The following is a 12,800-nucleotide window of genomic DNA, read 5'->3' on the forward strand; positions in this document are numbered from 1 at the left end:
AATAAATTGCGCATCTAATTTTTCGGAACTTTGAAGGATTAAAATTGTCGCTATTGAAATTGCCATTCGATGTGGCTGATTAAAAGAAAGTTGAGGAAATATTATCTGAAGTTGCGCGGCTTGGCATTTCCCGGGATTGATGCTGCCAACGCACCTCCGGATTTCTCCTGAAGGTCCATTCAGTATGGGTTCGGAGCATGTTCGCGAGAGCGCCATGCTCCGTTCGTATTGGCGCGCCGCTTTTGTATTTTCCAGTTGTAGCGTTACAGGAAAAACGAATAAACGGCAGAAAAAGTGAAGCGTAAGGAATTACGAAATACAGAATTGACAGGATTACGATAATCTCCGCCACTCAATAACAACCGATTCAAGGTTAACGGAGAAGCAATGAAGAAATTCGTCCTGTCCGGCCTCTCGCTGGCGGTTCTAGGCGGTGCGGGCGCAGCTCACGCGCAGAGCACCGTCACGCTCTACGGCCTGATCGACGCCGGTATCACTTACACGAGCAATCAGGGTGGCGCACATAACGTCCAGGAAACCAGCGGCGCAGTGAACGGCAGCCGCTGGGGCCTGCGCGGCTCGGAAGACCTGGGTGGCGGCCTGAAGGCAATCTTCACGTTGGAAAACGGCTTCAGCGTAGCGACCGGCAAGCTCGGCCAGAACGGTCTCGAGTTCGGCCGCCAGGCTTTTGTGGGCCTGTCGAGCGACCAGTACGGCGCGGTCACACTGGGTCGTCAATATGACTCAGTCGTGGACTACCTGGCTCCGTTGGCCCTTACCGGTACAGGATCGGGAGGCACCCAGGCTGCGCACCCGTTCGACAACGACAACCTCGACAACTCGTTCCGCATCAACAACTCGATCAAGTACTCGAGCGTGAACTATGGCGGTTTCAAGTTCGGCACCCTGTATGGCTTCTCGAATGACGCGGGGGGCTTCGCCACGAACCGCGCCTACAGCGCAGGCGCTTCGTACAACTACGGTCCGTTGAATGTGGCAGCGGGCTACCTTGAGTTGAACAAGGCGGGCACGTCGTACAACTCGAGCGGCGCGGTGACCAGCGATGCGACTTTCACGGCCGGCACGCAACGCACCTACGGTGCAGGCCTGAACTATGCCTTCGGTCCGGCGAAGGTCGGTTTTGTGTTCACGCAGACCCATCTCTACAACGCGAGCAGCATCGGCGCGTCGGCTTCGGGCACGTCGTCCGGCCTGACGTTGACGGGCGGCGGCGCAAGCTTCACGAACTATGAGGTGAACGGCCGTTACAACATCACGCCGGCATGGTCGCTCTCGGCTGCGTACACGTTCACCGATGCGCATCTCGACGGCGTGAGTCCGAAGTACAACCAGTTCAGCCTGCAGACGGCGTATGCGCTGTCCAAACGCACGGATGTCTACCTGATGGGCGTGTATCAGCATGTCAGCGACACCGGCGATTCGGGTATCACGGCCGATATCAACGGCCTGAGCACGTCGTCGACGGACAGCCAGGTGGCGGCCACGATCGGTATTCGTCACCGGTTCTAAGGTCTGCTTCGTCTCGCCCCGCGTGATGCAAAAGACCCGGCAAATGCCGGGTCTTTTGTTTGCAGCGGCGCGTTACTGCAAACCGGTAGATGGTCCTTCGCTGGAGTCAGTCTCAAGATCCGGGTCGAGCCGATAGCCCACCCCATAGATCGAGCGGATCATGTCTTGCCCCGGACGGACGGCCTGCAGCTTGCGGCGCAGATTCTTGACGTGTGTATCGACGGTGCGATCGGTGACGACGCGGTGATCGTCGTAGAGCTGCCGCAGCAGATGATCGCGCCGGTAGATCCGGCCGGGCGTGGACTGCAGCAACGCCAGCAGCCGAAGCTCGATCGGCGTGAGCTGCAGATCCTTGTCGTCGAGCAGCGCGACGTGCCGGTCGACATCCACCAGCAACGGCGGCTTCGGTACAGCTTCGGGCTGCGTCGTCGTTGCCGTCGTCGTCGCCAGTTTGCCTGCGCGCCGCAAGATAGCCTTCACGCGCGCGACCACTTCGCGTGGACTGAACGGCTTGCAGACGTAGTCGTCCGCGCCGAGCTCGAGACCGAGCAGGCGATCGATTTCATCCACCCGCGCGGTCAGGATGATCACCGGCACCGCCGAGAAGCTGCGCAATTCGCGGCATATTTCGAGTCCGCCGCGTCCGGGCAGCATCAGGTCGAGAAGAACCAGCGCCTGCGGTTGCGCACGCACGAATGGAATCACCTGCAGGCCGTCGGCGATGATCGTCGTACTGTAACCCTCCGCTTGCAGATAATCTGAAAGCAGCGCGGCAAGCTTCGGCTCGTCCTCGACGATCAGGATTGGAATGGTAGTGGGCGTATCAGTCATGGTGAGAGGGCTGAAGCGGAAAGCGCAGTTTGATCCAGAGACCGCCGATTGGCGAGCGTGCAGCCTCGATGGTGCCTTCGTGCGCCTCGGCGATATGGCGGCACAATGCGAGTCCCAGACCCGCGCCACCGCTTTGTCTGCTGCGTGAGATGTCCACGCGGAACATGCGCTCGAACAGGTGAGGCAATAGAGGCTCGGGTACGCCTGGGTAAGAGTCCTGAACATCGATATGCAATTGCTGCCCGTGCATCGAAACGCTGACGCATACCTTGCCGCCAGGATCGGTATAGCGCAGGGCGTTTTCCAGCAGGTTCTTCAGCAATTGCGTGAGGCGATACGGGTCGCCCACGATCACAGCAGGTTGATCGACGATGTCTGTTTCGAGCGCAAGATTGCGCGTGCTGAGCCGCTCTTCGAACGCGTCGGTAGCGGCCTCGACGATGCCTGCCGCATCCACCGGCACCTTTTCGAACGACAACGCGCCGATGTCGGCGAGCGACAATTCATACAGGTCGTCGATCAACTGGCTCAGCATGGCCACCTCGGTCTGCAGCGACGACAACGACGCGCGGTCGGGATGGCGCACGCCGTCCTCGAGCGCTTCGAGTTCACCCCGCAGCACGGCAAGCGGCGTGCGCAATTCGTGCGAGATATCGGCGATGAAATTGCGGCGCGAGGTCTCCGCCGTTTGCAGCGATACGGCGAGCTGGTTGAAGTCCTTGGCCAGCTGGTTGAATTCGTCGCCGCTGCCTTCTGGAACGCGGGTCGCGTAGTCGCCGCTGGCGAGCCGGTGGGTCGCCTCGACGAGACGCCGGATCGGGGCGAGGAAAATCCTCGCCAGCACCATCGCCACGCCTGCGGCCAGTACCGCTGCCAACGCCACGATGATCCACGTTGCCCTTAGCTGCCGGACCTGGAACTGGCGGTCCGCTGCATAGAAGATGTTTTCGGGCGACTCGATCGAAAGCCAGCCGACCACCTGACCCGAAACCTTCAACGGTTCCAGCGGCGAGCCGGGAGGCGGCAACGGCCCGTTGCTGACAATGCGACGCTTGTTCACGTCGTACAGCGCGCGGGGAGGAAGCGGTCCGGGTCTGCGGGAGGCGGGCTGCGTCGAGCCGGCCGCTGCCGTGGCTTGCGAGGCCGCGGCGGGCCCTTCGGGCCGGTTCGCCACAGCGGCGTTCGGTGCAGGGCTGGCGAACTGAGGTCCCCCCGGCGCGTCCGGGCCGTTGCTGCGGCCTGGCTGGTCGGGCATATCCGGTGGCGGGCCGGGAGGCTCACCTGGCGGGCCCATGTCGTCGCCCGGACCACCCGGGCCGCCTGGGCCACCGGGACCGCCTGGACCTCCAGGCCCACCCGGGCCATCGGGATTTCCCGACCCCCACGGCATCGACCTTGACGTGCCGGCGCTCGAATTCTCGACAAACTTCATCCACGCGGAGCGGTCGTTTACCAGAAAGTCCCAGCTGCCGTGCTGTGCATAGGCGTCTTCGAGAGCCTTCTCCAGCTGGTTGGCGCTGCTGGTGTTGCGCTGACCGACGTAATCGAAAAAGCCGTTTTCAAAGCTCACGCGCATGGCCGCGCCCATCGCGACTGCAATCGCAATGCATGAGGTGGCGATAGCCAGAAACAGCTTGGACGTGATGCCTATTTTCATTTGGATTTCCTGCCGCCACGCCTTTGCGTGGCCGCCTGTCCCGGGTGAGCGCCGGGTTTTGCCGCAGCGCGTATACCCATTGGAAGCGGCGTATGTTGCCCGATTTTCGCATCCGCGGGCACCCGTCAAAGCTCATGTCGGGTGTTCTTCACAGTTTCTCCTTGGTTTCCCCATTTTGGGTGCGCATTTGGTCCCTACTATGGCGTCATGGTTGCTCCGGTAGCCGTTCTGACCGCCAGGCCCAGCTGCGAGGCCGAAGCGGAGGTCACCGGATTATTCTTCACAGCAGTCTAGAGGTGTTCGAACGTCATGAACATGCGGCTTCTTGTTGTTGAGCCAGACCAGGCGGTACGCGATGAACTGCGTGCCCATTTTCACCGTGAACAGATCGAAATGTCGGTGCTATACAACGCGACCTTCCTGGTTCGCCGCGTCGAGCAGGAATTGCCGACCGCCATCGTGATGCGCGCCGAACTGCCTGTCTCCGAGGCCCATGCGGCGCTGCGGCGTTTGCGCGCCGCGGGTTACGACATGCCGGTCGTCATGATCAGCAAGTCGGCGGACGTGATCGACAAGATCATCGCATTCGAACTGGGTGCTGACGATTACCTGGTGGAGCCGTTCGATGTTCGTGAGCTGACGGTGCGTCTGCGTACGGTCGTGCGTCGCCGGGCATCGGTGGTGTATGCCGCGCCTGAAATCCGCGAGCGCTACTCGTTCGGCGACTGGCAGATCGACTTCGCAACGCGGCGCCTGATCAAGGACGACGAAGAGGTCGACCTGCGCTCGAGCGAATTCGCCTTGCTCAAGGTCTTCGCCGTGAATCCGCTGAAGATCATGTCGCGCCCGAGCCTGATTGCCCTGCTTGGCATGCGCGACACCGGGCAGACGGAGCGTGGCCTGGATGTACTGGTATTCCGCCTACGTTCGGTCATCGAGCCTGACGTTGGGAGTCCGCAATACATTCAGACCGTGCGCGGCCGCGGCTATATTTTTGTGCCCTGCGGCGATACGGGTAAGGGCAGCGAGGCCCGTGACGCACGTTCGAGCCGCATGAAGACTCCGCGCATACCGGCCAGCACGGAGCATGCGCAAATGCATGAAGCGTGGGCATAAAACGGCTTGGGGCGGGGCTGCGCGCAGTCTGCGTATCTCACGTGCCCCGCGGGTTCTGTGGCGTGATCACGGTTGCGTGCCCTGCTTCGCCGGAGCCGTCGACGCACGCCTGATCAGCACAGGATCGGACGTGCGAATCATGTTTGGCACGCCGCGTACGCCCGAGCCGAGCCTGATCAGCAGCTCGACGCCTTGCTCGGCCATCTCGGCCGTCGGAATGGCAACAGTCGTGAGCGCCGGCCGGGACTGACTGGCCATTTCGATGTTGGTGATGCTGACGATCGACACATCCTCAGGCACGCGCAGGCCGAGCGCCGCCACCGCGTTGAGCGCGCCGAGCGCCATCAGGTCGTTCGAGATGAAAAGCGCCGTCAGGTCCGGGCGGGCGCTGAGCAGGTCGGTGGCGGAGTCGAAGCCGCCCTGGTACGTATCCGTCACGAAGCGCGCGTCAGCCTGCACGTGTTTGACTTTCTGCAAGCGCAGCGCGTCGCGGAAACCCTCGTACCGACCGCCGTGGATGCCGTTTTTTGCGCTGCCGATCAGCGCGCCGATACGGCGATGCCCGAGTTCCAGCAGGTGTTCGGTGGCGATCGATCCGGCCTTGTGCGAATCGAAAGCGACACAAGGAACACCGGGCGGCTCATCGGGAAACTCCCAGATCGATATCACCACCGGCGTGCCGGTTGCCTGGATGGCCTGCAGTTCTTCGATGCGCAGATCGCCGTTGTTTGCCACGAGGATACCGTCCGACAACGAGCCCGCCACGTCGGCTAGAAATCCCGTGCCGCCATCCGGCTCATAGTCAGTATTGCAAACCAGTAGAAAGCGCCCGTGCCGGCGTGCTGCATTGTTGGCCTGTAAGGTGAATTCCGGATAAAACGGATTGGTGATGCAACCGAGCATGAGAGCAAGAGTCGGCGCGCGACGTTCGACCAGCGCTCGCGCGTTCAGATTGGGCCGGTAGCCTTTGGCTTCCACCGCGTCCAGCACGCGTTGCCGCGTTTCGGTTCCGACGCGTCCGCGGCCACGAAGCACATTCGAGACCGTGGTTGGCGTGACACCCGCCAGTTCGGCTACCTCCTTGATCGTCGCCATCAAGCCTTCCCGCCTCGACATTTTCCCCCCTTAAGCCTTGCCATCCACGCGCCAGTACAGGCGTAAATATCATCGCAGACGCCGATCTTACCAACCCGCACAGGAAGCCGTTAATTTTTCGTGCGCCGAAAAAGCACAGAAAAAAAACTTGCCAAGCGTATCCCGCGCTGCTAACTTTCATCCTCACATAGACGTTGCTCGACCTCCTGAACGGCCGCTGGCCGTATTTTTCGGTTGGTTTGGTTTAACGTTAAACCAAATGGGTTGGAGACACAATGGCAGCCATTTCCCTGCGGGGCGTTTCGAAGCAATTCGACGGCAACGCGCCGGTGCTTCGGGACGTCGATCTCGACATCGCACAAGACGAGTTTTGCGTGTTTCTGGGTCCCTCAGGCTGCGGAAAGTCGACCCTTCTGCGCATCATCGCGGGTCTTGAAGACCCAAGCGGCGGCGAGATTTCGATCGGCGGGCGGGTGGTCAATACGGTGCCGCCCGCGAAGCGCGGCGTCGCCATGGTGTTTCAGAGCTATGCGCTGTTCCCGCACATGACGGTGGCGGAGAACATGAGCTTTGGCCTCAAGCTCGCAAGGCTGCCGGCCGCACAGGTAGACAGCAAGGTCAAGGAGGCCGCGAGGATCCTGCAGCTCGAGTCGTTGCTCGATCGCAAGCCGGCCGCGCTGTCTGGCGGACAACGTCAGCGTGTCGCGATTGGACGCGCGATTGTCCGCGAGCCGGGCGTGTTCCTGTTCGACGAACCGCTGTCGAACCTCGATGCCACGCTGCGCGGGCAGACGAGAGTGGAAATTGCGCGCATTCATCGCCGCTTCAGCGCGGCAAGCACGGTCTACGTCACGCACGACCAGGTTGAGGCGATGACGTTGGCCGACAAGATCGTGCTCCTCAACGTCAGCCGCGACTCAGCCGGCACGGGCAGCATCGCGCAGATCGGCACACCGATGGACCTGTATTTGCGGCCCAATAGCCGTTTCGTGGCCGGTTTCATCGGCTCGCCGCAGATGAATTTCCTTCCGGCCCGCGTTAGCCAGCTGGATGGCGCGAACGCCATCGTCGCTCTCAACGGTACCCAGGAAACCGTCCGCGTGGGCAATGTCACGCGCCGGCTGGAACCGGGGCAGGCCGTGACGCTCGGTGTGCGGCCCGAACACGTTTCGGCTTCCCAGACCGGGCCGGCCGGCATCGATAGCGGCAGTGCGGCGACGCTGACGCGCGCGGTGTCGCTGATCGAGCGGCTTGGCGAGCAGAGCTATCTGCATTGCAACGACCCTGACGGCTCGACGCTTCTCGTCAAGGTCCAGGGCAATACACCGGTCCGCCCGGGCGAGACGGTTCGCCTCGCGATCGACCCCATGTCGTGCCATCTGTTCGACGAGCACGGCGTGGCCGTTTGAGCTGCATAACAAATACCCAGGAGACGAAAATGAAATATGGCTTCCGCCTGTCGCTACTCGGCGCGGCGCTGGTTTTTGCCGCACAGGTCCACGCGGGCACACTGACGGTCAATATTGCGTTCAAGGGCGCGAATCAACGCGCCTTCTGGGACACGGCGATTGCCGAGTTCCAGAAGGCAAATCCCGACGTCACCGTGAAGGCCGCGTATATCGAGGAGGAGGCCTACAAGGTCCAGCTGCCCGGCTGGCTGATTTCGGAGGCACCCGATATCGTCAAGTGGCATGAGGGTGAACGGATGCGTTACTACGCCAAACGTGGCTTGCTGGACGACATGTCGGGCGACTGGCAGAAGAATGGCTGGAACACGACTCTGGCCTCGCTGAAAGAACCTTCGTCGTACGAAGGCAAGCAGTACGCGTTGCCGACCGACTACTTCTCGTGGGGCGTGTTCTACCGCAAGGATCTGTTCGACAAGGTGGGCATCAAAGGCGAGCCCAAGACGTGGGACGAATTCCTCGACGACTGCAAGAAGCTCAAGGCAGCGGGGATTGCGCCGATCGTAGTGGGCGGCCGCGATGCGTGGCCGCTCGCCGCGTGGTTCGATTACATCGATCTGCGTCTGAACGGCTACGCCTTTCACATGCAGCTAATGGACGGCAAGATTCCCTACACCGATGCGCGCGTCAAGAAAGTCTATGAAACGTGGAAGATGCTGATCGACAACAAGTACTTCGTCGACAATCCGCTCTCCTACACGCTCGACTCGTCCCAGCCACTGCTGATACAGGGCCAGGCTGCGATGATGCTGATGGGCAGCTTCATTGCCGGCGGGTTGCCCGATGCCATCAAACCCAAGGTCGGCTACTTCCAGTTCCCCGTGATGGATCCCAGGATCACGGTGGCGGAAGACGGTTCGGCAGATTGCCTGAACATTCCGTCCAAGGCGAAGAACAAGGTCGATGCGCGCCGCTTCCTTGCCTTTATGTCGACACCCGCCATGGACACCCGCTGGGCCAAGGCGTTCGGGTCGCTGCCGGCGAATAACCAGGCGAGCGTTGCCGACGATCCGTTCACGAAGACGGGCTTTGCCATTCTGTCCAACACCAAGGGCGGCATTGCGCAGTTCTACGATCGGGACATGACCAAGGAAATGGCCGACGAGGGGATGAAGGGCATGCAGCGCTTCGTCAGCGATCCGTCGACGCTCGATCAGGTGCTCGCACATCTCGAGGAAACGCGTCAGCGCATCTACAAGCAATGAGTTTGCGCAGCGCAGGCGGCCTGCACCTGCGCCGCGGCGAAACGCTTTCAACGAATGCAATGCGCGCCTGAGCGCGCTTTAGCGAGCCGAATCATGTCTGTATCCAACGTTGCGTCGCCGCTCGCGCGGCGACGTCGCCGTGCTGCGCTGTTGTTTCTGACGCCTGCGTGCCTGATGTTCACGGCGTACGTTATCTATCCGATCCTGCGCAGCATCATGCTGAGCTTTTATAACTGGGACGGGGTGAGCCCAGCCACGTTCGCCGGATTCGCCAACTACCTCGAGCTGTTTCACTCGGATACCTTCTACACCGCACTCAAAAATAACGTGCTGTGGCTGGTGCTGACGTTGCTCGCACCGCCGGCCGGGCTCGCCTTCGCGCTGTATCTGAATCAGACGGTGCGTGGTATCCGGCTTGCAAAGTCGCTGTTTTTCGCGCCCTTTGTGATCCCCGGCGTGGTGGTGGGGCTGGTGTTCAGCTGGTTCTACGATCCTGCCTTCGGTTTGCTGAAGCTGATCGTGGGGCACGGCATTCCGGTGCTGGGCAACGAACATATGGCGACGTTCGGCATCATCGTCGCGGCGCTGTGGGTGCAGATTCCCTTTTGCATGATTCTCTTCCTCACTGGCCTCACGGGCATCAACCCGGAAGTGATCGAAGCAGGGCGCCTCGAGGGCGCGCGCGGCCTGAGCCTGCTCTGGCACGTGGTGCTGCCGCAATTGCGGCCCGCTACCTTCATGGCGGTCACGCTGACCGTCATCGGCGCGTTGCGCAGCTTCGACCTGATCTCCGTGATGACGGGTGGCGGACCGTTCGATAGCTCAACTGTGCTCGCGTATTTCATGTATGACCAGGCCATCAAGTATTTCCGCTACGGCTATTCGGCGGCGATCGCAGTCGTGCTGTTCCTGATCATGCTGGTTTTCATCGCCTATCAATTGCGCCGCCTGTTGCGTTCGGATCACTGATTCACGGAGCGTCTATGTATCCCTTGCCGATTTCTCACTGGAAGCCCGCCAGTCGCGCGTTTTACAGGTTTTCGCTGCCCGTTGCTCTGGCTGTGTGGCTGTTGCCTCTGCTCGCCGTACTGGTCACGTCCATTCGCTCTTCGGACGAACTGATGCAAGGCAATTATTGGGGCTGGCCGCATCAATTCGCAGCACTGACGAACTATCGAACGGTACTGGTCGACTCGCCGATGCTGCACTATGCGTGGAACAGCTGTCTCATCACGTTCCCGTCGGTCATCGGCGCGATCGTGCTGTCCGCCATGGCGGGTTTCGCGCTGGCGACCTATCCGTTCAAGGGCAACGCGGCTGTGCTTGCCACCTTCGTGGCCGGCAACTTCGTACCGATCCAGGTGTTGATGATTCCAGTTCGCGATCTGACCTTGAAGCTCGGCCTGTTCAATTCGGTCGGCGGCCTGATCCTGTTCCATCTCTCGTTCCAGACCGGTTTCTGTACGCTCTTCCTGCGCAACTTCATCAAGGAACTGCCCTACGAGCTCGTGGAGGCTGCGCGCGTGGAGGGGGCGAACGAATGGCAGCTGTTCTACCGCATCGTGCTGCCGCTGATTCGCCCCGCGCTGGCCGCGCTTGCCGTGCTCGTGTTTACCTTTGTCTGGAATGACTATTTCTGGGCGCTCTGTCTTACCGAGGGCGATCACGCGGCACCGTTGACGGTCGGTGTTGCCGCATTGCAGGGGCAGTGGACCACCGCATGGAACCTGGTCTCTGCAGGTTCACTACTGGCCGCGTTGCCCTCGGTGCTGATCTTCTTCGCAATGCAAAGACATTTTGTAGCAGGCCTGACATTCGGCGCAACGAAGGGCTGAGTCTTGCCGGTTTCGTGCCGGGGCTGCGACACCCGGTGTCCATTCTCTACATTCAGGAAAATTTTATGAAGGTCGGTGTCGACTATTATCCCGAGCATTGGGATTCGGGCGTTTGGGAGGACGATGCTCAGCGTATGCAAGCCGCGGGGATCACGTTGGTGCGGCTCGCGGAATTCGCATGGTCGCGTCTCGAACCGCAGGAAGGCCAGTTCAACTTCGGCTGGCTCGATGAAGCAATCGGGACGCTGGCGCGTCACGGGATTGAAGTGGTGATTGGTACGCCGACGGCAACGCCGCCAAACTGGCTCGTCGCAAAGTGCCCCGACATCTTGCCGTTGAACAGCCAGCGGCAGCCCATCCACCCGGGCGTGCGCCTGCATCGCTGCTACAACAGCCCGTCGCTGCGCCGGTACACCGAGATCATCGTCGAAAAGCTGGCACGGCACTACGGCAAGAACCCGCACGTGATCGGCTGGCAGACCGACAACGAGATGATCGGCAACGACAGTCACAGCGACGCGGCGAACAGCGACTTCCGGCTCTGGGTGCAGCGCAAATACGGCGATCTCGACACGCTTAACCGTGAGTGGGGAACGGTGGTCTGGAGCGGCGAATATAGCGAGTGGTCGCAGATTACGACCCCTCTGGGCGGCTCGCCGTACCTGAACCCGTCGTACCTGCTCGACTATCGACGCTTCTGCTCGGATTCCGTTGCCGACTTCAACCGCTTCCAGGCAGGCGTGATACGCGCCCACTGCAGCGGGCAGTTCGTTACGCACAATCTGTGGGGTTATCCGGTCATCAACGACTACTACGATCTGTTCGACAGCATGGATTTCGCGTCGGTGGACTACTATCCGAGCACCGACCTCGCCAATGACAGCAAATCGCGCGTCTATCACGGCGCGCTGACACACGACCTCACGCGCGGCATCAAGCAGAAGAACTTCTGGGTGATGGAGCAGTTGAGCGGGACGCCAGGCTGCTGGCATCCGATGTCGCGCACACCGCATCCGGGCATGATCCGCGCGCACGCCTGGCAAAGCGTTTCGCGCGGCGCGGACGCCGTGGTCCAGTTTCGCTGGCGCACCGCGCGCGTCGGCGCCGAACAGTTCTGGCATGGATTGCATGACCACCACGGCGAGCCGGGGCGGCGGTTTGAAGAGTTCGTCCGCTTCAGCGAGGAAGTCCGGCATGTCGCGCCGTTGCTGGAAGGTACGAACGTCGTCAACGATGTCGCCATGCTGTTTTCGCACGAGCAACTGAATGCGTTGAAGATCCAGCCGCAGGCGGACGGATTCGATTATCTGGACAATTTCAAGCAGATTCACCAGGCCTTCGTGCGGTTGGGAATCGGCACGGATGTCATCAACTGGACTGCTGCGATCAGCCCGTATCGTCTGGTCGTGGCGCCGTTTCTGTTCCTTGAAAATGACGCCGTGGTGGAGAAGTTGCGCGCTTACGTCGCGCAGGGTGGAACCGTGCTGCTCACCACGCGTAGCGGCGTGAAGAACATGAACAATGTATGCCTCGCGGCGCGCCTGCCCGGGGGATTGAGCGAGATTGCCGGCACCATCGTCGATGAGTACGACCCGGTAGGAAACGATCAGCAAGGCATCCTGTTGCGTGGCACGTCGCAGGCATCGTGTTCGCAGTGGTGCGACATACTCTCGCCGACCACCGCCGAGACGATCGCAACCTATACGACGGAGTTCTTCGCGCAGCGCGCGGCCATTACACGAAATCACTTCGGGCAAGGCGTGGCGTATTACGTCGGCTGCATTCCCGACGACGACGGGTACCGGATCCTGATCGGCGATATTGTGGCGGAACTGGGACTTAACGCTGTCGACGATCTGCCCTCGGGGGTGGAGTTGTCGATTCGCTCGGGCGACGGTCGGCGGCTGTTGTTCGTGCTCAACCTGTCGAAGGAGGCGGCGCAGGTCGAGCTTGCCGTGCCGGTTGTTCGAAGCGCGTTGACGGATCAGCCTGTGTCCCAGCCACTTGTTCTGGAGCCGATGGGTGTAGAAGTCCTGCTTCTTAAGTAAGGCCTCCGATGGGCGTG

At 61.1% G+C, this 12,800-nt stretch carries 10 protein-coding genes; 7 read left to right on the plus strand and 3 right to left on the minus strand.

Features of this window, described 5'->3' with window-relative positions; genetic code table 11:
- Positions 1 to 387 precede the first annotated feature (387 nt).
- Complete coding sequence (locus P3T24_RS00570) at positions 388 to 1,530, plus strand: porin (protein ID WP_429408337.1); 1,143 nt, start codon at positions 388 to 390, stop codon at positions 1,528 to 1,530.
- A gap of 72 nt (positions 1,531 to 1,602) precedes the next feature.
- Here the strand turns inward: P3T24_RS00570 and P3T24_RS00575 are convergent, their stop codons facing one another.
- Together P3T24_RS00575 and P3T24_RS00580 are read right to left on the minus strand one after the other, a co-directional pair.
- Positions 1,603 to 2,361, minus strand: coding sequence for a response regulator (locus P3T24_RS00575; RefSeq protein ID WP_074266211.1), 759 nt, complete (start codon positions 2,359 to 2,361; stop codon positions 1,603 to 1,605).
- Positions 2,354 to 4,018, minus strand: a complete 1,665-nt coding sequence (locus tag P3T24_RS00580; RefSeq protein WP_429408333.1) for an ATP-binding protein — start codon at positions 4,016 to 4,018, stop codon at positions 2,354 to 2,356. The genes P3T24_RS00575 and P3T24_RS00580 overlap by 8 nt, the downstream gene beginning before the upstream one ends.
- Before the next feature lie 309 nt (positions 4,019 to 4,327).
- Between P3T24_RS00580 and P3T24_RS00585 the strand changes: the two genes are divergently transcribed.
- Positions 4,328 to 5,134, plus strand: coding sequence for a winged helix-turn-helix domain-containing protein (locus P3T24_RS00585; RefSeq protein WP_429408331.1), 807 nt, complete (start codon positions 4,328 to 4,330; stop codon positions 5,132 to 5,134).
- A 66-nt stretch (positions 5,135 to 5,200) separates the two neighbouring features.
- Here the strand turns inward: P3T24_RS00585 and P3T24_RS00590 are convergent, their stop codons facing one another.
- Positions 5,201 to 6,229, minus strand: a complete 1,029-nt coding sequence (locus P3T24_RS00590; protein ID WP_074269196.1) for a LacI family DNA-binding transcriptional regulator — start codon at positions 6,227 to 6,229, stop codon at positions 5,201 to 5,203.
- Between the two features lie 275 nt (positions 6,230 to 6,504).
- Here P3T24_RS00590 and P3T24_RS00595 point away from each other — a divergent pair, with 275 nt between their 5' ends.
- The 5 genes from P3T24_RS00595 to P3T24_RS00615 all read left to right on the plus strand — a co-directional run bounded on the left by P3T24_RS00595 (position 6,505) and on the right by P3T24_RS00615 (position 12,783).
- Positions 6,505 to 7,638 (plus strand): ABC transporter ATP-binding protein, encoded by a 1,134-nt coding sequence (locus P3T24_RS00595; protein WP_429431496.1) that lies wholly within the window; start codon positions 6,505 to 6,507, stop codon positions 7,636 to 7,638.
- Positions 7,639 to 7,667: 29 nt separating this feature from the next.
- Positions 7,668 to 8,900 (plus strand): ABC transporter substrate-binding protein, encoded by a 1,233-nt coding sequence (locus tag P3T24_RS00600; protein ID WP_429431499.1) that lies wholly within the window; start codon positions 7,668 to 7,670, stop codon positions 8,898 to 8,900.
- Between the two features lie 93 nt (positions 8,901 to 8,993).
- Positions 8,994 to 9,869 (plus strand): carbohydrate ABC transporter permease, encoded by an 876-nt coding sequence (locus P3T24_RS00605; protein ID WP_074269193.1) that lies wholly within the window; start codon positions 8,994 to 8,996, stop codon positions 9,867 to 9,869.
- A 14-nt stretch (positions 9,870 to 9,883) separates the two neighbouring features.
- Positions 9,884 to 10,735: a carbohydrate ABC transporter permease gene (locus P3T24_RS00610; RefSeq protein ID WP_074269192.1), complete on the plus strand. Its 852-nt coding sequence runs from the start codon at positions 9,884 to 9,886 to the stop codon at positions 10,733 to 10,735.
- 65 nt (positions 10,736 to 10,800) lie between these two features.
- Complete coding sequence (locus tag P3T24_RS00615; RefSeq protein ID WP_429431503.1) at positions 10,801 to 12,783, plus strand: beta-galactosidase; 1,983 nt, start codon at positions 10,801 to 10,803, stop codon at positions 12,781 to 12,783.
- The last annotated feature ends 17 nt before the right edge of the window (positions 12,784 to 12,800 follow it).

This window comes from Paraburkholderia sp. GAS33, assembly GCF_050436645.1.
In the GTDB taxonomy this organism is placed as follows: domain Bacteria; phylum Pseudomonadota; class Gammaproteobacteria; order Burkholderiales; family Burkholderiaceae; genus Paraburkholderia; species Paraburkholderia phenazinium_B.